The organism is Emcibacteraceae bacterium, from assembly GCA_041396985.1.
GTDB lineage: Bacteria > Pseudomonadota > Alphaproteobacteria > Sphingomonadales > Emcibacteraceae > Pseudemcibacter.
In genome coordinates, this window is sequence record JAWKXO010000003.1 from 332000 (window position 1) to 353854 (window position 21855).

The following is a 21855-nucleotide window of genomic DNA, read 5'->3' on the forward strand; positions in this document are numbered from 1 at the left end:
GAATAGGGTGAAGAGTAATAAAAATGAATGAAAAACCGGAAACACCTTTACTGGATCAAATAAAATATCCAGCTGATGTAAGAAAGCTTCCACCGGAAAAGCTGCAGGATCTGGCTGATGAGCTACGTGCCGATATGATTTATAATGTCTCGCGCACAGGCGGACATCTTGGTGCCGGGCTTGGTGTCGTTGAACTGACGACAGCCATTCATTATGTATTCAATACACCAAAAGATAAGCTGATATGGGATGTGGGACATCAGTGTTACCCCCATAAAATACTGACCGGGCGCCGTGATAAAATGTATACCATTCGAAAAGGTGGCGGTCTTGCCGGTTTTACAAAAAGAAAAGAAAGTGAATATGACCCCTTTGGCGCAGGACACAGTTCCACGTCAATTTCGGCCGGACTTGGCATGGCGGTGGCCCGGGATCTGGAAGGTGGAGCTGAAAATGTTATCGCCGTGATCGGTGACGGGGCTATGAGTGCCGGAATGGCTTATGAGGCAATGAATAATGCAGGGGCATTAAATAGTCGTCTGATTGTTATTCTGAATGACAATGATATGTCAATTGCTCCTCCAGTGGGGGCAATGAGCGCCTATCTTGCGAGGCTGTTATCGTCAAGTTCTTATCTTAACCTTCGGGATTTTGCCAAAAATATTGTCCGCAAATTTCCCCGCACGATCAGCACCACAGCAAGAAAGGCTGAGGAATATGCCCGGGGTATGGCAACGGGAGGGACGCTTTTCGAGGAACTTGGTTTTTATTATGTCGGACCCGTTGACGGTCATAATATGGAACATTTGCTTCCGGTGCTCGAAAATGTGCGTGATGCGACGGGTGGTCCGATCCTTGTTCATGTTGTCACGCAAAAGGGCAAGGGCTATTCATTCGCTGAAAATGCAGCAGATAAATATCACGGCGTTTCGACATTTGATGTAGATACCGGCGCTCAGAAAAAGTCAAAAGCCAATGCCCCAAGTTATACCAGTGTTTTCGCAAAAGCGTTGATTAATGAAGCGAGAAAAGACGATAAAATTGTTGCGATAAATGCGGCAATGCCATCGGGTACTGGTCTTGACAAATTTGCCGATGAATTTCCCGACCGTTGCTTTGATGTTGGTATTGCAGAACAGCATGCCGTTACCTTTGCTGCCGGTCTTGCCTGTGAAGGCTATAAACCGTTTGCCGCCATTTATTCAACATTCCTGCAGCGGGCCTATGATCAGGTTGTGCATGATGTGGCTGTTCAAAACCTGCCCGTTCGTTTTGCCATTGACCGTGCGGGTCTTGTCGGGGCGGATGGCCCGACCCATGCCGGTTCGTTCGATGTAACATACTTAACGACCCTGCCGAATATGGTGGTGATGGCTGCTGCCGATGAAGCGGAACTGACCCATATGATCGCTACAGCCGCGGCTCATGATAGCGGACCTTCAGCTGTGCGCTATCCAAGGGGAGAAGGCACCGGGGTTGAGCTACCGCAAGAAGGAAAAATACTTGAAATTGGCAAGGGCCGAATAGTCCGCGAAGGAAAGCAAATCGCCATTCTGTCCCTTGGCACCCGCCTTGAACATGCCCTGATTGCCGCGGATGAGCTTGCCGCCAAAGGGCTTTCCTGTACGGTCGCCGATGCCCGGTTTGCCAAGCCACTTGATCTTGAAATGATCCGTAAACTGGCGCTGGACCATGATGTTTTACTGACCATTGAGGAAGGCTCTATTGGCGGTTTTGGCAGCCATGTCCTTGAATATCTTTCAAATGAAGGGCTGATGGAACAGGGACTTAAAGTGCGAACATTAAAACTTCCTGATGAGTTTATTGATCAGGACAGCCCGGATGAAATGTATAAAAAAGCGGGCCTTACGGCCGCAGACCTTGTCAGAACCGCACTTCAGGCATTGGGGCATAACGACGTAAATTCTTCTCAGGTCAATGGCTAAAAAGCGCGCAGATCAGATGCTTGTGGATCGCGGTCTTGCAGAAAGCCGCGCAAGGGCACAGGCTTATATCATGGCGGGAAATGTTTATGCCGGTGAGCAGAAAATATCCAAACCTGGCCAACAGTTAAGCGAAGAAATTTCATTGGAAGTGCGCGGCAAGGAGCATCCCTGGGTCAGTCGCGGCGGACTTAAACTGGTTAAAGGGCTGGAAGAGTTTAACATAGACGTGACGGGTATGACCGTTCTGGATGTTGGGGCATCCACTGGCGGTTTTACCGATGTCTGCCTGACAAACGGTGCTGCTAAGGTCTATGCTGTTGATGTTGGGCATGGCCAACTTGCCTGGAAAATCAGAAATGACAATAAAGTTGTCGTTTTTGAAAAAACCAATGCACGCTACCTCACCGAGAACGAAATACCAGATAAAATCAATTTAATTGTTTGCGACGCAAGTTTTATTGGCCTTCAGACTGTTTTACCGGCCCCTATGAAGCTGGCGGCCGATGGCTGTATTTTAATTGCCCTGATCAAACCGCAGTTCGAAGTCGGCAAAGGTAATGTCGGTAAAGGTGGCGTTGTGCGTGAGCCTGAACTTCATCAGGAGGTCTGCGAAAAAATCAAAAGCTGGATTGAAGATGAAATGGACGGGTGGAGCGTTATCGGCCTGACGCAAAGTCCAATTAAAGGACCGGAAGGCAATATAGAATTTCTGATCGGGGCGCGATATGACGCAAAAAATAACCATTGATGAACTTGGCGGCCGTGGAGATGGTATAGCCCATATGGACGGGAAAACCGTTTATGTGCCCTATACTGTATCAGGGGATGTGATTGATGCCAAACTGAATGGTCCCAAAGGACGCCTTCGTCACATTCATATAAAGTCACCCTACAGGGCAGAGCCAATTTGTCAGCATTTTGGGGACTGCGGCGGCTGTATGCTTCAGCATGTGGAAAAAGATTATTATAGGGACTGGAAAAGAAATCTGGTTAAGACCGCCCTTGAAAATCAGGGAATAGCTGATGCGGAAATCAGGCCGCTTGAGATTAGCCCGATAGGAAGCCGTCGCAGGACAAGTTTTCATGCGATCGGCCGTGGAAGTGGTGAAATTATCCTGGGTTATGCCGAAAAAGGCAGTCATAATCTGGTTGATATAAATATGTGTCCGATACAGGTTCCTCAAATTACCTCGTTTATTGAACCTCTCAAGAAATATTTAAGAAAAAATCTTGGCCATAAACAGAAAATGACCATTCAGATTACCAAAGCAGATAATGGTCTGGATGTGGTGTTTAAGGGAAATGGTGAAGTTGACCTTAATATGAGAATGGATCTTGCGGCCTTTGCTGAAGAGAATGATCTGGCAAGGATCAGCTGGTTTGATACAAAGTTGAAAAAGCCTTTTTATGAAATATTGGCAGAGCGCAGAAAGCCCTTTGTAACCTTTGAAGGGAACAAGGTCTTTTTTCCTGAGGGCGCATTTCTGCAGGCAACAGAACATGGTCAGAATGTTCTTATTTCCGCAATGCTTGACGGGATAAAGGGCGCTACCCGTGTTGTTGATTTGTTTTCCGGCTGTGGCACATTTTCGATTGCAGCGGCCAATCATGCAAATGTACATGCGGTTGAAAATAATGAAGAGATGCTGGAGGCATTAAAAAGCAGTGCCAATCAGCTAGGCGGTATAAAGCGGGTGACAACGGAACTTCGTGACCTGTTTCTCAGGCCATTACTCCCTCATGAACTGGACAATTTTGATGTGGCAATAATAGACCCGCCAAGGGCAGGGGCCAGGCACCAGATGGTGGAAATTATCAATTCCAAACTTAAAAAGCTGGTGATGGTGTCCTGCAATCCCGTTACATTTTCACGTGATGTCCAGAACCTGATCGAGGCCGGGTTCAAGATGGGGGCGGTAACACCGGTTGATCAGTTTCTTTATTCAGCGCATCTGGAAATTATTGCCACTTTTGAACGGGCATAATTTTACCACATTTTTTTCTTACTATAAGATCTGGTTGTTGAATTGGAAGCGGTAAGAATTGCCGGAATTTATGGTTAATAAATTATTAAAACGCCTTTTTTAACAATATGTTAGTAAATAGGTTAGGAATTTAAACAAATTTTCAAAAGTCGAGGGGATGGCACAGTCCTTGCAATAAAAAGCGAAAAGTCGCTGATATTTTGCAAGGAGTAATATAATGGATAGCGTAAGAGCCTATAACATGAATTTAAAAGAACTGATCCAACCTGAACCAAAGCAGACTTTAATCAGTGATCAAGCCGTCATCAGCGGTAAATCACAAAAAAGATTAAAAGCCGATAATGATATTAATCCAATTAATCGGCCAGCCAACGATTCATCAGTAAAAATCGACATTTCCCCAATCTGGCGTAATGTTGCGTCAAATATTGATCTTAAAAATGCGACATCATCCGAGGTGGCAAATTTAAGTGCTGCTCTTTTTAATGCCGGAGCAATAAGCTTTGAAGACCATATCAATTTAAGTTTTCAGAAAGATCCGGGAAATGATGAGAAATTTGATGTTATTGCCTATTGGCAACAGCAACAGGAAGAGGCCATTCATCATGGTGCCGTCCATGAAGAGCTGAATGATATCATCAGGATACAATCCCTATTAGGGTATGTGGACAGTATAAAAAATTAATCCTGCCTGATTATTTTAAAATAAATTAGCCATTAAAAGGCAAATCCACATCTTCTGACCATGTAATTTCCCTGTAATTAAATCCGCTTTCAATGGTGGGTTTTATTACTTTGAAATAGGGAGATACATCAAAATCCCGCGGGGTAAACAGGCTGTAATGGCGGATGTGGTAAATCTCTTTTTCCTGAAAACTGGCGTCAGTGGACATTACTTTTTTTACCTCAATCCGTGGCAAGATCGGGTATTTTACCGACTGAAATGCCTGGGCGATCAGGGTTGAGCATATGGCTCTTGTCGGATCTCCGCTTCCCAGTGCCAGCATTCGCCGCCTGAAGAAAAGTGGTACCGGAGGGTATGGAAATAGGTAACGCATAAGGTCTATGATATTTTTCATGTCATACTGTAGGCCAATTCGGGATACCACATAATCAATGACATTCTTTTTTTCTTCAATATTAAGTCCATTTGGCCGGCAGATACGGGTGTTAAAATGGTTATATTTACTTAAAGGAACTGCGTTAACACCCCCCTTGGCATCTGCTTCTATCAGGCAAAGTCTTTCCCCATTTTCGTCTGTCCCTAAAGCGTCACCAACATAAAAACAGGCATGGGACCAGGTTGACTGGGTAAGATATTTGATGATTGAGCTGATATACTGATTGCCTTCTATTAACAGGACATCACCTGGTTCAAGATAGGTTCTCAAATCCTCCTCTGTAATCAGTGTGAAGGGTCTGTAGCGCCAGACGGGCCTTTCCAGATATCGAATTATACTGTTGGAAATTTTTGTTTTTAACCAATTCAACATAGCCTTCTACCCGTTTTCCATCAATATTGAGATCATTCTACAGATATGCCTGATGAGTCTATATATACAGCTATTGTTACACTAGTCTGTCGTTTAAATTATGGTCTTCCAAAAATTTAGGTTTCACTGTAAATCGAATTTTTTTTATCCGCATTGGGCCTTATGGCGCAGAATATGATCGGCCAGCACACAGGCCATCATAGCCTCACCAATAGGAACGGCACGTATGCCGACGCAAGGATCATGACGGCCCTTGGTCAGAATTTCGGTTTCGTTTCCATCAGCATCAATGGTTTCACGTGGGGTCAGTATAGATGATGTTGGCTTAACAGCAAATCGCACAACCACATCCTGTCCGGATGAAATACCGCCCAGAATACCGCCGGCATGATTGCTTTTAAAATGGGGATTGCCATCTTTAATTCTGATTTCATCGGCATTTTGTTCACCCGTCAGGGCAGCGCTGGCAAACCCAGCACCAATTTCAACACCTTTAACGGCATTAATGCTCATCATCGCTGCGGCCAGATCGGCATCCAGCTTGCCATAGATAGGCTCACCCAGCCCGGCTGGTACACCGCTTGCGCGGACTTCGATTACGGCGCCAATGGAGCTTCCGGATTTTCGGATTTGATCGAGATATTTTTCCCAGACGGCAACCATCTCCAAATCCGGACACCAGAATGGATTTTTGGAAATTTGATCATCATCCCACTTGGCAGGATCAATTTTTTTGTCGCCGATTTGTATCAGGGCGCCGGTTATTTTAATTTCGTCACCAAGAATTTTGCGGGCAACTCCGCCGGCAGCAACACGCATGGCTGTTTCACGGGCAGATGAACGACCGCCGCCGCGATAATCACGAATGCCATATTTTTCCATATAAGTGAAATCGGCATGACCGGGACGGTATTTATCTTTGATATCACCATAATCTTTTGAGCGTTGATCTTTATTTTCAATAATGAGGCTGATCGGCGTTCCGGTGGTCAGCCCTTCAAAAACGCCAGACATAATTTTGACCTGATCCGGCTCCTGACGCTGGGTGGTGAAACGGTTTTGTCCGGGCTTTCGCTGATCAAGGTAAATTTGCAGATCTTCTTCAGATAAGCTAAGGCGCGGGGGCACGCCATCAACAACGCAACCGATTGATGGGCCATGACTCTCGCCCCAGGTTGTCACCCGGAACAATTTACCGTAGCTATTGTCTGACATAATTATTCTTCCTTATGCAGGGTAAGGTCGGGACTATCTTCGCGTTTCATTCCCATAACGTGATATCCGGCATCAACATGATGGTTTTCACCGGTAACACCGGATGATAAATCACTGATAAAATAGACGCCTGCATTTCCCACTTCCTCAATGCTGACATTTCGGCCCATTGGGGAATTTAGTTCATTCCATTTCAGAATATAGCGAAAATCACCGATGCCTGATGCAGCCAGAGTTTTAATTGGTCCGGCAGAAATGCTGTTTACACGAATATTTTTGGGACCGAGATCGCGGGCCAGATATTTAACGCTGGCTTCAAGCGCCGCTTTGGCAACGCCCATGACGTTATAATGGGGGATCACCTTTTCGGCACCATAGTAACTTAGCGTGATCATGCTTCCCCCTTCAGTCATCAGCTTCTCGGCGCGCTGGGCCAGGGCCGTAAATGAGTAACAGGAAATATTCATGCTTCTGGCAAAATTACCGGGTGTCGTATCGACATAACGGCCGGTCAGTTCCTCTTTATCAGAGTAGGCAATCGCATGAACAAGGAAATCGAGACGACCCCATTTTTCTTCAAGTGCAGCAAAAACAGCATCAATCGAGGCAGTATCTGTAACGTCACAAGGCAGGATCAGATTTGAGCCAAGGCTCTCTGCCAAAGGGCGCACCCTTTTTTCAATTTGCTCACCCTGATACGTAAACGCCAGTTCGGCACCTTCCTCTGCTGCCTTTTTGGCTATACCCCACGCAATAGAGCGGTTGTTTGCCGCTCCCATGATGATACCGCGCTTTCCTGAAAGAAGTCCTTTTTTTTCAGTCATTTTTTATTCCTCTGGGTAATATGTCCCAAATGTTTTTAAATGATATAGTATCAAATAGTAAATTACCCGTATCCTACACAATAGTCACTCAAATTCAATCACTTGGCTGTATTTTTTCCATTTTTTCCAACCGTCGGTGATAAATTTCCGCATTAATTTCTGCGCCAATTATAAAACCCACACTTAAAAAATAGAAAAAAACGAGGGCAATAATGGCACCGGCAAGGCTGCCGTATGTGACATCATAATTACCGAAATATTTAAGATAAATTGAAAAGCTATTGGCAATAACCATCCAGACAACGATTGCCCCGATTGCCCCTGGAGCGACGGGTCCTGGGGCAATAAGCCGTCTTGGTTTGAGTATGAAATAGGCAAGGCAGAGGGCGCCGAATATGAGGCCAAAACTGGCCGAAAGACGGATGAGGTTCCATAAAAAAATCCAATTTGCTTCAACGGGGCTGTATTTAATAATGGCTTTCCAGATGACGGGGCCGAAAACCAGCGCGGTCATGCCAAGTATAATACTGGATGCGGATAAAATAACCAGTAGAAGTCCCTCGGCACGGCGGCGCAGGTAAGGACGTCTTGACACCGTTGAATAGGCCCGGACAATCGCCAGCCGCGCAGCATCAATGGCGGAGGAAGATACCCAAATGGCACCGATGATGCTGAATGTCATAATGCCCTTACTTGATGTGGAGATCATTTTTTCAATTGGTCCACGCAACACTGAAACGACATCTGCAGGCATATGGTCAAACATTACTGTAAGGGCATCTGTACCAGCAGCTGATTGGCCAAAAGTTCCGGCAAGGGAGACCAGAAAAATGATGAACGGAAATAAAGCCAGCAGGCCAAGAAAGGCCAGATGGCCTGCCATGACCATGCCGTCATGTTTATTAAAATTCGTAATTGTCTTGATCAGAAACTTTACGAATGCTGCTGGTTTTTCCATTTTACCCTAAATGTTCACGTATGTTTTTGGACTCGTCATTCTTAGCCGACCATTTTTTAACAAATTTTTCAAGCTCCGAGTCAGCTTCTGCAGGTAAAGTGACCATTAATTTTACAAACTGGTCACCTTTTTTCTTGGTTTTAGGATCCTCTGCTCCCCGTCCTTTTAACCTCATCAACTTGCCAGAACTTGAGTTTTTTGGAATGGTCAGGGCAATTTTGCCTGAAATTGTCGGCACCGTTACTTTGCCCCCACACACAGCTTCTTCAAGCGTAATGGGAAGCTCCATGTGGATATCATTTCCTTTTAGCGTATAATAAGGGTGCTTGTTGATATGGACTTCAATAAGTGCGTCGCCATCTGGGCCGCCGCCAATACCAGCACCACCTTGCCCTTTAAGCCTGATCTGTTGACCTTCCCTGACATTAACTGGAGTGTTTATGTTGAGGGTTTTGCCATTCTCAAGTCTAACCTGTTTCTTGCTGCCTAAAACAGCGTCGAGAAAATCAATATTGATATTATATGTTTTATCATCGCCGCGTGCAGATGGTTTGGCCCTATGTGTCCGGGTGCGGCCACCACCAAAAAGGCTGGAAAACAAATCTTCGGCATCAAAGCCGGCCCCAAAACCGCTGAAACCCGAAGCGCCACCAAATGGGTTGCCGCCGGCGTGAGCATTCTGGCGGTATCCGGCAAATCCTTTTTCGCTACCATCTGGATTAATTTCACCACGGTCATAACGAGCTCTCATCTTTTCATCGCTCAGCAGGGCATAGGCAGCAGAAACTTCCTTAAACTTCTCTGCCATTTTCTCATCGCCGGGATTTTGATCCGGATGATATTTCATCGCAAGTTTGCGATATGTTTTTTTTAAATCTGCCGGGCTGGTATCTTTGGATACGCCAAGTACTGTATATGGATCTCTCATCATTCCATTCTTTAAATTAAAAACTACCGATTAATATAATTAATTGTTTACGATTTTCCAAGAACCATCTGGTTGGCGGCAGGCAGTCCCGTATGCTGTTTCTGCTTTGCCTGCTATGGTCACCGTTTGCTGATACTCACGGCAATATTGACCATCTGCATTATTATAAGCAGGCTGAGGGGTTACCGACCCGCTATTACCCGTATCCGGATTTGTCCACTGTGCGGCGTTTCCGGAAACGCCGGTTTCAAGGGCTGCCTGGGTTGTCTGATACATTTTCTGCTGATCTGCCTTATCCATTTTGCGGCCAATATCGCGACCAATATAGGCTCCGGCCAACGTGCCAATGGCAACACCGACCGTACTGTTATTGGTTACAGCACTTCCAACCAAAGCGCCGCCAACGCCGCCCAGCAGTGTGCCGCTATCTTCTTTTGTGCAGGACAGCAATGGCACTGCAATTAAGGAAATCAGCGCAACTTTTGCAATGTTTTTTGAATTATTCACTGTATTATCCTTTAACATGGGTTATAGATGTACTCTAAATTATACAATATAATTAATTATAAAATGAAACGATACAAGGGCTGATTATTATGCAGGATCCATTCGAAAAATTCGCAGAGTGGTTTGAAGAAGCAAACAAAGCCGAAGATATGGCAGAAGCAATGTCAATTGCAACTGTTGATGATCAGGGAAGGCCATCTGTCAGAATGGTGCTACTTAAAGATCACGGACCTGATGGGTTTACTTTTTATACTAATCTTGACAGCCGTAAAGGTCAGGAAATAACTCATAATCCCAATATGGCCTTTTGTTTTCACTGGAAAAGTCTAGCCCGGCAAATCCGTATTGAGGGTGCCGTCAGCCAGGTAAGCGATGAAGAGGCTGATGCCTATTTTGCTTCGCGTGCCAGAGACAGCCAGATCGGGGCGTGGGCGTCAAAACAAAGCCAGCCAATGGAAGGACGTTTTGAATTTGAAGCAAGAATTCTTAAATACACAACCAAATTTGGTATCGGTGCGGTTCCCCGTCCTCCACACTGGTCAGGGTTCAGGCTAAAACCAAGACGCATTGAATTCTGGCGCGATCGAAAATTCCGGCTTCATGACAGACATATTTATAAAATTAATGATCAGGGCAATTGGGAAACAGAAATACTTTATCCGTAATGAATACTCACCTTGATAAAAATGATGCTGAAAAACTTCTTAGAAGAGCGACGACAGCCTCTGTTACGGTGGCAATTACGCTTATTGCCCTAAAAACATGGGGATATATTGAAAGCGGATCTGTTGCTATTTTCGGAACGCTTCTTGATAGCGTTATGGATAGCCTGTCATCGATTATTATTTTTGCGGCTGTGCGTTTCTCAATGATCCCTGCGGATAAGGATCACAGGTTTGGTCATGGTAAGGCAGAAGCTATTGCCGGTCTTTTACAGGCCTTTATAATTTTCGCCTCATCGCTGTTTCTACTTAGAGAAGTAATCGAAAAAATAATTAATCCTAGGGCGATTGAAAAACCTGTTCTTGGTGCCGGGATAATTGGGGCATCCGTTTTGCTGACTATTTTGTTGGTTATGTATCAGAAACATGTCACCAGAAAAACCGGTTCTGTCGCTATAGCCGCCGATGGAATGCATTATACTGGGGATATTCTGTTAAATTTAGGGGTGGTCATTTCACTTGTACTGGATGGATATTTTAAATTTACATATGCGGATCCTTTTTTTGGTGCAGTTGCCTGTTTTTATCTTCTCCATAGTGCCTATCAGGTGTTTATTGCCAGTACCGATGTGCTGATGGATAAGGAACTGGATGATGAGGACAGAAAAAAAATCATCAGTATTATAAAAAAGCATAATGAAGTGGTTGGGGTTCATGAGCTTCGGACCCGACGTTCGGGGCTGGATATATTCATCCAGTTTCATATGGAACTACAGGACGGAATAAGCCTTCATGAAGCGCATGAAATTTCAGATCAGGTGGAACAAAAGATTATTGAAACATATAAAAATGCAGAAGTTTTTATTCATGCTGATCCCTTTAATGACAGCAAAAAAGGGGCTATTTAATGATTAAAATTTTTGGCATCAAAAATTGTGATACGATGAAAAAGGCTATGAAATGGCTGGATTCAAAAGGCATTGATTATCTTTTCCATGACTATCGGAAAGATGGCGTTGATGAAGAATTAATCCGGCACTTGGTTTCAGAATGCGGACTTGATGTTGTTCTTAATAAAAAAGGCACAACATGGAGAAAGCTACCTGAATCGGTGAAGGAGGCATTGGATGAGCAAGGGACAATAAATCTTTTATGTGAAAATGAGGCAATGATCAAAAGGCCGGTTTTTGATTTGGGAGATAAATGCATTATCGGTTTTTCAAAGAAAGAGCAGACCTTACTCGAAGAAGCACTATTAAAATAATTATTTATTATTTTTAAAACTATGCTACTGTAGATTAATTAAGAATCATTATTAATAAATGAGTTTCAAAAATGCCCACCCAATCACAAGAAAATGGAAAAACTGAATCTAGGGCCAATGTTAAAAAGACAATTGTCCTGACCGGGGCCAGCCGGGGTATTGGACATGCGACGGTCAAACGCTTTTCCAGCGCCGGGTGGCGGGTTATTACCTGTTCACGTCATCCTTTTTCAGAACATTGCCCCTGGGAAGCAGGACCGGAAGATCATGTGCAAATAGACCTTGGTGACCCGGAAGGGCGTCGTGAAGGCATTCAGGAAATTAAAAAACGTCTTGGTGGTGGACCGCTTCACGCACTTGTCAATAATGCGGGTATTTCACCAAAAGGGGAAAATGGGTCAAGGCTGAACACGCAAAATACCAGTGAGGAAGATTGGAAAAAAGTATTTGAAGTGAATTTCTTTGCACCGATCATGCTGGCCCGTGGTCTTTATGATGAGCTGGCGCTGGCGCGCGGGGCGGTGGTCAATGTAACTTCAATTGCCGGAAGCCGTGTCCACCCCTTTGCCGGAGCCGCCTATGCCACATCAAAAGCGGCACTGGCGTCGCTGACCAGGGAAATGGCCGCCGATTTTGGACCCGATGGTATTCGGGTAAATGCCATTGCGCCAGGGGAGATTAAAACAGCGATCCTTTCGCCGGGTACTGAAGATCTTATCGCTGATATTCCGCTTCGCCGACTTGGCACCCCTGAGGAAGTGGCAAAGACAATTTATTTTCTTTGCACTGAAATGTCTGATTATGTGACAGGTGCGGAAATCCATATTAATGGCGGTCAGCACGTTTAATATTTCAATTCCGTTTTATGGTAATGATTTGGGTTCCGTGTTTCGATGATTTAGCGGTGGATAAAATTGCGCCATGAGTGAGCCACAGAGCATCAGTGCACAACCAATTAATGCTTTCTGTCCCAATGTTTCATTAAGCAGCAAGTAACCGGCAAAGGCAGCGAACAGTGCTTCCGTGCTGAAGATCAGAGCGGTTTGTGAGGGTGGTGTTACTTTTTGACCGTAAATCTGCAGCGTATATCCGACGGCAATGGCAACAGCGCCGCTGAAAATGACATAAAACAACTCAATACCACTAGAGAGGAACATTCTTTCATCCATCAAAACGGCCATCATCAGGCTTAATGTACCACAAACGATAAACTGGCGGATGGCAAAAGCAACCGGGTGATGACGATGCGAAATATGATCAATTACGATCAAATGAGCGCCCCAGAAAAAAGCACTGATCAGAACAAAAAAATCGCCCTTTTCCATATTAAATCCGCTCATACCGGAAAGAAGATATAATCCCGAACAGGCAATTAGAATAGCCAGCCATATTTTATGGTTATAACGATGACCTATGAATATGCCGATCATCGGTACAAAAACAATATAAAGTCCTGTAATAAAGCCGGTGTTGGAAATGGTCGTAAATTTTATGCCAATCTGCTGAAAGGCAACCGCAACAAACATAATGCTGCCGGCAATGATGCTGCCGAAAAGCATGTGGGTTTTATCAGCGCTTTGCATGATTGAAATATTGCCGCGTCTGAAATAACGAACCGGTAAAAGACACAATGCCGCAATGAAAAATCGGTATGCATTAAAAATATACGGATCCATAGTGTCCATGGCGTTTTTCTGTATAACGAAACTGCCCCCCCATAAAGCGGCAGTACATAACAGCATTATATTTGACTGAATCAATGTCATGGCATTTTCTTTCGACAGCTAATCACGCAAGGCGAAGTGGACGGCGAGTATGCCTTTTTAATTTAAATAATCAAGTCCAATATCCACGGCGGGGGCGGATTGTGTGATACGGCCGACAGAGACAAAGTCAATGCCGGTTTCGGCAATGGATTTTATGGTGTCCAAAGTGACACCACCGGAGGCTTCCAATTTTACACGGCCGCCAAAATCACCAACAGCTGTGCGCATCATATCAAGGGACATATTGTCAAGCAGCAGACGGTCAGCCCCGGCGGCAACGGCCTCGGCAGCCTGATCAAGCGTATCACATTCAACAGTGATCCCGATTGTGCTTGCACGGGTGCCATATTTTCTGGCGGCGTCGACCGCGTTTTTAATGCTGCCAACGCTGGCAATATGATTATCCTTGATCAGAATACCATCATCAAGCCGCATACGGTGATTAACAGCACCACCCATTCTGGTGGCATATTTGGCCAGTTTTCGCAGTGTGGGGATCGTCTTTCGCGTATCCAGAAGCTTACAGTCAGTATGCTCGATTTCCCTTACATACTGTCTGGTAAGGGTTGCAATACCGGACAGATGTTGTAGCACGTTAAGGGCGGACCGTTCGGCGGTCAGAATGTTTCTGGCATTTCCTTCAAGGCGCATGATGACATTGCCGGCGGTTACTTCAACGCCGTCCTGAACCAGTATTTCCACTCTGATGGCGCTATCGACGGTATGGATTATTTTGGCAGCAATATCAATGCCAGCAATAACCATGGTCTGCCGGGCATTCATTTCTGCTTTTAAAGTGGCATCCGCAGGAATGGTGGCAAGTGTTGTCAGGTCGCCAGCGCCAATATCCTCATCAAGCAGGCTTTTTATAAAATGCCGAAGCTCTTCCTTATAAAGCGGCATGTTAAAAGGCCCGGCCCGATTTGGGGGGCTGGTTTGATGCCGCTGGTGGTGACATTTCAAGCATTTTATTTAAGGGGGCCAGGGCTTTGATCCGGGTTATTTCATCGACTTCAATTTGCGGCTCCAGTGTGTTTAAACAATTATAGAGTTTTTCAAGTGTATTTAAGGCCATGAACGGGCATTGATTACAGTTACAATTGCCGTCTGCACCGGGGGCACCAATAAATGTTTTATGAGGCGCGCTTTTTTGCATCTGGTGTATGATGCCGGGCTCTGTCGCAACCAGAAATTTTTCAGCCGGATTTTCAAGCACAAATTTCAGGATTGACGATGTTGAACCGACATGATCGGCATGACGAAGGATATGATCCGGGCATTCCGGATGCGCTGTTACCGGCGCGTCTGGATGTTCGGCTTTCAGTTTGATCAGCTCTTTTTCAGAAAAACGCTCATGGACGATACAGCTACCGGGCCACAGAACCATGTCGCGACCGGTTTTCTTCGCCAGATAGGCGCCAAGATGGCGGTCCGGGGCCAGTATGATTTTCTGGTTCTCAGGCAGCTGGTTTATAATATGCTCAGCATTGGATGAGGTTATGATGATATCCGACATTGCCTTAATATCAGCAGAACAGTTGATATAAGTTATGCATAAATGGTCCGGATATTTATCGCGGAACTTCATAAACCTGTCCGGTGGGCAGCTGTCTTCAAGTGAGCAGCCCGCTTCCATATCCGGCAGCACAACGGTTTTTCCCGGGCTGAGAATTTTGGCCACTTCAGCCATAAACCGCACACCGCAAAAGACGATGACATCAGCATCTGTTGCCGCGGCTTTCCGGGAAAGATCAAGGCTGTCACCTACGAAGTCAGCCAGATCCTGAATTTCGGCATCCTGATAATAATGCGCAAGGATCACGGCATTTTTTTCTTTTCGCAAGCGATTGATTTCATTCAATAGCTCGGCTTTTGGCATTGTTTCTTTAGCCGTTAAAGGAATTGTCATTTTTTAAACCCAGTTGTCAGTACTTTATATTCTTCTATGTAAGCCCTGGACCATCGTGATTCAAGAATTATTCATGAAATTCAGCTTTTTCGGGAATACGGGTAAAAGCAATTTTTGTGCCGCTAAAGGGAGCCATGGTTTCAGGCAGGGTACCCAGAACAACCGTATCAAGACCATATTTTTTATTTATATCATCCATAGCAACGGAAAGGCGGCGGTGGCGGTTTTGTGTTTTGCTGATCGGATCATCCAGCTGCTTGAACATATCGGGCATTATTTTTTCAGCGGGGACAAGCCCGAAAAATGTGACAGAAAGCTGTTTGATATGGGTGGGGGTATTATCCTCAATCATTTTTTGCCAGAGAATGTTTAAAGCGCGAAGAAAAGAGAAACTGTCTTCAGCAAGAGGGATTTTAATATCCATTTGCCATTTGTATTTTCTGCCGTCCCCTTTCGGGATATCAAAGCGAACATAAAGACTGTAATCTCGGGCAAAATATCCAAGACGTCTTAACCGGCTGGCGGCCTTAAGGGTCAGGCGTCTTGCGACCAGACGCGCCTTGTGACGCGGTCGCATGTTGGGGGCAAGAACATGACTATGGCCGACAGTGCGGCGGGTAGGATCATCGTTGGTTGTTGTTTCTATGCCGTGGAGGGCATACCAGAAGCGTTCCCCCTCAACACTGTTCCAGATACGTCTTACATGCTTCGGGTTCAGATTCCAGAAACATGTGATATCGTTAATCCCGGCCCGGGACAGGCGGGCATCCATATTACGCCCGATGCCGGGCAGGTCTGATAATTTAAGATGAGCTAGCCGGTCGGGCAGCTCTGTCGCATAAAGCACGGTCAGGCCATCGGGTTTTTGCAAATTGCTGGCGACCTTGGCGAGGAAGCGGTTTGGGCCTATCCCCACCGAAGACCTCAGGCAGGGGCCGACATTCTGGAGAATGGCTTTTTTGATGTTACGGGCAATTTCAAAGGCTTTTTCCTTTTCGCGCTCATGACCGATCAGACGGCAGGCCACCTCATCAATCGAGCAGACTTTGGTTATGGGAATGTGTTTATCGATCTGTTCCATGATTTTATGGTGATATTCGACATATTTGTCATGACGGGCAGGAACCGTAACCAGCCCGGGGCAAAGTTTTCTAGCCTGATAAATCATGGTGCCGGTTTTAACGCCATATGCTTTTGCCTCATAGCTGGCGGCAATGGCACAGGTGGCTTCGGTATCAGAAGGGACAACAGCAACAGGGCGACCCCGCAGCTGTGGATTTAATTGCTGTTCAACACTGGCAAAATAACTGTTCAGGTCAAGGTAAAGCCAGCCAAGCCCGGTTGGAACGTCCAACATGGTTGTGATCCTTTTCATTATCTGACCCCAATTTAAGGAAAGATAAAGATTATCATAAAAATAGAACAAAACAAGAACAAATGGAAAAATATCAGAATAAATTTATTTTCCTTTTTTTCTTAAATGGCTTAACGTAAAAACAAACAATGAATGACTTGAGCACCATGACCGAACATGACGAACGGACCGTAAAATACAGTGTTGCCAGACGGTTTATTATCAAGCTAGGCATTATAGCCCATGGATATGGCCCATCAGCAGCCCGACTGGAAGGTTACTTAACCCAGGTGACCGAGGCGCTGGGCTATAATGGTGTGTTCCGGTCAACCAGATCGGAAATGATTTATGCCTTCTGGAAAGATGATGAAAATGACCAGATCATGCATATGGCTCATGTGGAAAAGGGCGGTTTTAACATGGCCAAGCTTGCCCGTGTCGGTGAACTGGTTGAAGGCGTTGTTGATGGGGGGATTTCGTTGGACGATGCCTATTCATTGCTGGATGAAATTGAAGCGCTGCCCAACCCATGGGGACCATTGGGAAAAGCCATCGGGTTTTTATTCGTAGGGGTGGGATTCTCCGGACTGATGTCAGGCAATATACTGGATATTATTCTCTCCGGTGCTTTATCGGTTCTTGTCTATATCAACGTTCATATTGCCCATAAATATGAAGGGAGAATGCTTGAACTTCTGCCGTTCTCGAGCGCTTATGCTGTCGGAATACTTACCGCTATACTTAAAATTTATCTGCCTGAAATTAACATGCTGGTGATCGTGATTTCCGCGATTATCAGCATTATCCCCGGATTTACGGTAAGTGCGAGTATTGTTGAAATTGTCAGCAATCATGTGGTTTCGGGAAGTGCCAACCTGATCAGCGGTCTGATATATCTGTTAAAGCAGTTTTTTGGCGCCTGGTTCGGGCTGGCGACCATCAATATATTATGGTCAGGGGATATGGTTGATGCAGTGCAGACTGAAAATTTCGGCGACTGGCTTTTCCTTCCTCTGTTGTTCATTGGTCTGGGCATTGCTTATCAGTCACTGATCAGGGATTTCCCCTGGGTGATATTATGTTGCCTTGTCTCCTATCTTGGTGTGCTGTTTGGCAATGAGTTCGAAGTCACCTATCTTGGTACATTGATGGGGGCGATTGTCGCAACAATATATGCCAATCTGTGGGCACGGAAATTCAATCGGCCCACGTCAATTGTGCTGGTGCCGGCCATTACCGTTATGGTCAGCGGCAGTGTCGGGTTTAGGGGACTTCTTATCGCAGCGGGAGGTGAAAGTGATAAGGGGTTTGACCAGTTTCTGCAAATGTTTGTTGTTGCGCTTGTGATTGCAGCAGGGCTGCTGATCGCCAATACAATCGTCCGTCCCAAAGCCACCCTCTAGAGTTTTATTAATAAGCTTAATTTTTCTTAACCTTACTTTGTAACCAGTTGTTTACTTCAGCGGAATACACTTGGAAAATCCAAATTCGTTGAGGTTAGCACGATGACCAATATCAAAAGGCTTCATAAAATCATCCAGGAAATGGGCAGTGATCCAAATGTATCAATGCATGAACTCGTGCGTGAGGTGCTGAAAAGGGATCATAACTTTGATGATTATTATCTTGAAAATATATCGGAGCCCGTCAGCGAAGAGGAAGCTCAGGAATATGCTGATCGGGGGCGGATTTTTTCAGAGAATGCCAGAGAAAATCAGGCACAAGTCAACGAGTTTCTCGCGCAGGATCAGAATAGCGTGAAGATGGCCATTCGTGACAAAGAAAGCTTAAGGTTTGAGACCATAGAGCAGCTTCAAAGTAAATTAAAAACAGGATGGACTGATATTGTGAAGTCCACAGATGATCCCGAAGAAAATTCCGATGAGTAACGTTTCTGTTCACTGTAATTCTAAATAAGCGTTCCTTTTAGCCTTGATATCATTTCAATATCCACTAGGGTAGAAAAAGAAATACAGTGCTTGAAAAGAGGATGTTATGGAAAGCTATGGTGTCTTGTCAGTGATACCACCGTTGCTCAGTGTGGCGCTGGCGATTTATACACGTAATATAATCCTGGCACTGACAGCCGGAGCCTTAAGCGGAACACTTATCCTTAATCATTTCAATCCGTTTTTTGCTACTGTCAGTCTGATGCGCGACCATAGATTTGTAGAAGTGTCCAGCCCATCCAATACGCAAGTTATACTGATTACATTGATCATTGGCGGGTTTGTTAATCTTCTAGAACAGTCTGGTGGTGCAAAGGCATTTTCCTCTGTCATGGTAAAGCTGGTTTCAAATAAGGTAAAAGGACAGCTCGCTACATGGCTCTCCGGCATTAGCGTGTTTTTTTCCGATACGGCAAATTCATTAATTGTCGGTCCTTTGTTTCGGCCAGTCTTTCGGGAACTGAAAATCTGCCGTGAAAAACTGGCTTATATAATTGATACCACGGCCGCACCGGTAGTTATTTTGGTTCCGGTGGCCAGCTGGGGTGTTTATATTATGAGCCTGATTGAAAATTCATACTCAGGCATGGGGGTAAAGGCTGACCCGTTTTCTGTTCTGCTTGAGGTCTGGCCCTATCAGTTTTATGCGTTTCTCGCCCTTTTTGCTGTCCCTATGTTTATATCAACAGGCAAGGATTTTGGCCCGATGGCAGCGGCGCAGAAACGTTTCCTCGAAGAATTGGGCAAAACGGAAAATATATCGGAGGCAAAGAAGGAAGAAACAAAACTGATTGTGGTGATCCTGCCTTTTGCCATCATGGCTGCAACACTTGCCGCAGTGCTTGGTTATTATGCCATGACAGAAGGTGTCAAAAGTGTGCATGTAAATGCGGGGCTCTGCCTTTCCTATTTATTCGCTTCAATGGGATGCGCATATGTAATGAAGCGGTATCAGCAAATAACCTATGACAGGTCAATGGAACTATTTTTTGAAGGGGTTGGTAACCTTATCAGCGTTGGGGCCATTCTGGCGCTTGCCTGGGCTCTTAGTTCCATCTGCCGTGAACTTGAAACGGGTCAATATCTGGCAACCCTGATCGGGGACAGTCTTAATCCCCGCTTCTTTCCAATTGCGGTATTCATTTTTGGCGCCATGATGTCTTTTGCAACCGGGTCCTCATTTGGAACATTTGCCATTCTGATGGCGACAACTTTGCCTGTAGCTCATATTCTGGGGGCAGATTTAATTCTGACAATCGCAGCCATATTAAGCGGCGGCCTGTTCGGGGATCATACATCCCCCATTTCCGATACAACGGTGCTGGCATCGATGGGTGCCGGATGTCCGCATATTGATCATGTATCAACGCAGTTCCCCTATGCGATGATTGCCGGGTTCATGACCGTTTTAGCTTTTCTGCTGCTGGCTATTTTTGACACGTCTTATATAATTCTGGTGGTCATGCCGCTTCAGTATATTGTGATCAGGTTAATAATGCGGCGCTATGGTTCTTAAAAAATAATACTTTGAAAAAATCCGGCCATCCTCTAGGGTTATAAAAAATAACAGAGGGAAGTTTTATGGAAGGTTACGGTGCATTGTCGGTGTTGCCTCCGGCGCTAAGTATTATTTTGGCGGTTTATACACGAAATATCATATTTTCACTGACACTTGGGGCTTATAGCGGTGCTTTGATAAGTGCCGATTTTAATCCGTTCCTGGCATTTGCCGAGCTTCTTGAAAAGCACGCCTTTGTCCAGATTTCCACCCCCTCCAATACCCAGGTGCTGATTGTTATGCTGGCTATTGGTGGATTTATTCAGATGCTTGATAAATCCGGTGGCTCACGCGCCTTTGCCTCTGTCATGGTGAAATTTATCGGCGATCCGGTCCGTGCACAGCTGGCGGCCTGGACAACAGGACTTAGCGTCTTTTTTACCGATAGCGGTAATGCACTGATTGTCGGGCCGCTTTTTAAACCGGTCTTTCGGGAACTGAAAATCTGCCGTGAAAAGCTGGCTTATATTATTGATACGACCGCTTCACCGGTGACTATCCTCATCCCTTTTATCGGTTGGGGTGTGTATATTATGAGTTTGATTGAAAATGCCTATCGCGATGTGGGGCTGGAGGGCGAGCCTTATCAGGTGCTGCTCAGTGTCTGGCCCTATCAGTTTTATGCGTTTCTGGCTCTTATCTCCATTCCCATGATCCTATCAACTGGCAAGGATTTTGGTCCTATGGCAAAGGCACAGAGCCAGTATAATAAAGCGGTTGAAGAAGGACTTCTGGATGATGAACTGGATGAGCCCGATCCGGCGAATAAAGAACAGTATAAATTAATAACGGTTATCCTGCCGCTTTCCGTGATGCTGACAACCATGATTACCTATATGGGGTATTTTGCCTATCTGGACGGTATTAAAAGCCTGCATATGCGGGCAGGGATCTGTCTTTCCTATACCTTTGCTTCTATTGCCTGTGCCTATCTGATGAAAAAGCATAAGAAGACAACCTATAATGAAAGTCTCAATATTTTTGTGCGGGGAATGCAGAAGCTTGTCTTTATCTGTTTCGTGCTTGTGCTGGCCTGGACGCTCAGTTCCCTTTGTCGTGATCTTCATACAGGGGATTATCTTGCCACCCTGATTGGGGATCGGATTTCACCAAATTTCTTTCCGCTGATAGTCTTTTTCCTTGGGGCAATGATGTCATTCGCCACGGGATCATCTTACGGCACTTTCGCCATTCTGATGATTATTGTTGTGCCGATTGCCAACACCCTTGGAGCGCCGATGATACTCACTATTGCCGCCGTGCTCAGCGGTGGTCTGTTTGGAGATCATACGTCTCCCATTTCCGATACGACGGTTCTGGCATCGATGGGGGCGGGATGCCCTCACATCGATCATGTATCAACGCAGTTCGCTTATGCGGCTCTAAATGGAACGATGGCAATGCTGGCCTTTATTGTGGCAGGATTTTATCAAAGCCCGGCTATCATATTTTTTATCATCATCATTCAGTTTATAACGATCAGAATGGTTATGAAATTTTATGGTCATGATGCCCGCGGCGAATAGCCTTGCAAATT

The 21855-nt window shown here is 45.3% G+C and carries 22 protein-coding genes; 12 read left to right on the forward strand and 10 right to left on the reverse strand.

All coding sequences use genetic code 11. The features are described from left to right. Nucleotides 1–23 precede the first annotated feature (23 nt). From dxs to R3D86_09750, 4 genes are all read left to right on the forward strand, one after another. Nucleotides 24–1946 (forward strand): 1-deoxy-D-xylulose-5-phosphate synthase, encoded by a 1923-nt coding sequence (gene dxs, locus R3D86_09735; GenBank protein MEZ5758487.1) that lies wholly within the window; start codon nt 24–26, stop codon nt 1944–1946. Continuing rightward, nucleotides 1939–2694: a TlyA family RNA methyltransferase gene (locus R3D86_09740; GenBank protein MEZ5758488.1), complete on the forward strand. Its 756-nt coding sequence runs from the start codon at nt 1939–1941 to the stop codon at nt 2692–2694. The genes dxs and R3D86_09740 overlap by 8 nt, the downstream gene beginning before the upstream one ends. Beyond that, nucleotides 2672–3931, forward strand: a complete 1260-nt coding sequence (rlmD, locus tag R3D86_09745; GenBank protein ID MEZ5758489.1) for a 23S rRNA (uracil(1939)-C(5))-methyltransferase RlmD — start codon at nt 2672–2674, stop codon at nt 3929–3931. The genes R3D86_09740 and rlmD overlap by 23 nt, the downstream gene beginning before the upstream one ends. A 217-nt stretch (nt 3932–4148) precedes the next feature. Continuing rightward, a complete protein-coding gene (locus tag R3D86_09750) occupies nt 4149–4616 on the forward strand; it encodes a hypothetical protein (protein MEZ5758490.1) in 468 nt (155 codons plus the stop codon). A 25-nt stretch (nt 4617–4641) separates the two neighbouring features. On the opposite strand, the gene R3D86_09755 is transcribed toward R3D86_09750, so the two are convergent. The 6 genes from R3D86_09755 to R3D86_09780 all read right to left on the reverse strand — a co-directional run bounded on the left by R3D86_09755 (nt 4642) and on the right by R3D86_09780 (nt 9856). Continuing rightward, the gene (locus R3D86_09755; protein MEZ5758491.1) at nt 4642–5424 is read right to left on the reverse strand and encodes a YiiX/YebB-like N1pC/P60 family cysteine hydrolase; all 783 of its coding nucleotides are present in this window, start codon (nt 5422–5424) and stop codon (nt 4642–4644) included. 144 nt (nt 5425–5568) lie between these two features. Next, nucleotides 5569–6639 (reverse strand): chorismate synthase, encoded by a 1071-nt coding sequence (aroC, locus tag R3D86_09760; GenBank protein MEZ5758492.1) that lies wholly within the window; start codon nt 6637–6639, stop codon nt 5569–5571. Between the two features lie 2 nt (nt 6640–6641). Further along, nucleotides 6642–7463, reverse strand: a complete 822-nt coding sequence (gene fabI, locus R3D86_09765; protein MEZ5758493.1) for an enoyl-ACP reductase FabI — start codon at nt 7461–7463, stop codon at nt 6642–6644. Nucleotides 7464–7557: 94 nt separating this feature from the next. Further along, nucleotides 7558–8421, reverse strand: coding sequence for a YihY/virulence factor BrkB family protein (locus tag R3D86_09770; protein ID MEZ5758494.1), 864 nt, complete (start codon nt 8419–8421; stop codon nt 7558–7560). Between the two features lies 1 nt (nt 8422). Beyond that, nucleotides 8423–9352, reverse strand: coding sequence for a J domain-containing protein (locus tag R3D86_09775; protein MEZ5758495.1), 930 nt, complete (start codon nt 9350–9352; stop codon nt 8423–8425). A 36-nt stretch (nt 9353–9388) separates the two neighbouring features. After that, nucleotides 9389–9856 (reverse strand): RT0821/Lpp0805 family surface protein, encoded by a 468-nt coding sequence (locus R3D86_09780; GenBank protein MEZ5758496.1) that lies wholly within the window; start codon nt 9854–9856, stop codon nt 9389–9391. A gap of 89 nt (nt 9857–9945) precedes the next feature. On the opposite strand from R3D86_09780, the gene pdxH reads away from it, so the two are divergent. The 4 genes from pdxH (at nt 9946) to R3D86_09800 (ending at nt 12630) form a co-directional block, all read left to right on the forward strand. Next, nucleotides 9946–10521, forward strand: coding sequence for a pyridoxamine 5'-phosphate oxidase (pdxH, locus tag R3D86_09785; GenBank protein ID MEZ5758497.1), 576 nt, complete (start codon nt 9946–9948; stop codon nt 10519–10521). Then, nucleotides 10521–11426, forward strand: coding sequence for a cation diffusion facilitator family transporter (locus tag R3D86_09790; protein MEZ5758498.1), 906 nt, complete (start codon nt 10521–10523; stop codon nt 11424–11426). Before pdxH ends, R3D86_09790 begins: the two co-directional genes overlap by 1 nt. Beyond that, the gene (locus tag R3D86_09795) at nt 11426–11782 is read left to right on the forward strand and encodes an arsenate reductase (GenBank protein MEZ5758499.1); all 357 of its coding nucleotides are present in this window, start codon (nt 11426–11428) and stop codon (nt 11780–11782) included. The genes R3D86_09790 and R3D86_09795 overlap by 1 nt, the downstream gene beginning before the upstream one ends. Before the next feature lie 71 nt (nt 11783–11853). Continuing rightward, nucleotides 11854–12630, forward strand: a complete 777-nt coding sequence (locus R3D86_09800) for an SDR family oxidoreductase (protein MEZ5758500.1) — start codon at nt 11854–11856, stop codon at nt 12628–12630. A gap of 15 nt (nt 12631–12645) precedes the next feature. Here R3D86_09800 and R3D86_09805 read toward each other — a convergent pair whose 3' ends face one another. From R3D86_09805 to R3D86_09820, 4 genes are all read right to left on the reverse strand, one after another. Then, entirely contained in the window at nt 12646–13548 is a 903-nt protein-coding gene (locus tag R3D86_09805; GenBank protein ID MEZ5758501.1) for a DMT family transporter, read from the reverse strand. A gap of 57 nt (nt 13549–13605) precedes the next feature. Continuing rightward, complete coding sequence (gene nadC / locus R3D86_09810) at nt 13606–14451, reverse strand: carboxylating nicotinate-nucleotide diphosphorylase (protein MEZ5758502.1); 846 nt, start codon at nt 14449–14451, stop codon at nt 13606–13608. Between the two features lies 1 nt (nt 14452). Continuing rightward, the gene (nadA, locus tag R3D86_09815; GenBank protein MEZ5758503.1) at nt 14453–15457 is read right to left on the reverse strand and encodes a quinolinate synthase NadA; all 1005 of its coding nucleotides are present in this window, start codon (nt 15455–15457) and stop codon (nt 14453–14455) included. A 67-nt stretch (nt 15458–15524) separates the two neighbouring features. Next, a complete protein-coding gene (locus R3D86_09820) occupies nt 15525–16832 on the reverse strand; it encodes a hypothetical protein (GenBank protein MEZ5758504.1) in 1308 nt (435 codons plus the stop codon). Nucleotides 16833–16978: 146 nt separating this feature from the next. Here R3D86_09820 and R3D86_09825 point away from each other — a divergent pair, with 146 nt between their 5' ends. The 4 genes from R3D86_09825 (at nt 16979) to R3D86_09840 (ending at nt 21844) form a co-directional block, all read left to right on the forward strand. Continuing rightward, on the forward strand, nt 16979–18214 hold the full coding sequence (locus R3D86_09825; protein ID MEZ5758505.1) for a threonine/serine exporter family protein: 1236 nt from the start codon (nt 16979–16981) through the stop codon (nt 18212–18214). Between the two features lie 102 nt (nt 18215–18316). Further along, nucleotides 18317–18700 carry a hypothetical protein gene (locus R3D86_09830; protein ID MEZ5758506.1) on the forward strand — a complete coding sequence of 128 codons (384 nt, stop codon included), beginning with the start codon at nt 18317–18319 and terminating at the stop codon, nt 18698–18700. A gap of 106 nt (nt 18701–18806) precedes the next feature. Beyond that, nucleotides 18807–20276 (forward strand): Na+/H+ antiporter NhaC family protein, encoded by a 1470-nt coding sequence (locus R3D86_09835; protein ID MEZ5758507.1) that lies wholly within the window; start codon nt 18807–18809, stop codon nt 20274–20276. A 65-nt stretch (nt 20277–20341) separates the two neighbouring features. Next, a complete protein-coding gene (locus tag R3D86_09840) occupies nt 20342–21844 on the forward strand; it encodes a Na+/H+ antiporter NhaC family protein (protein MEZ5758508.1) in 1503 nt (500 codons plus the stop codon). The last annotated feature ends 11 nt before the right edge of the window (nt 21845–21855 follow it).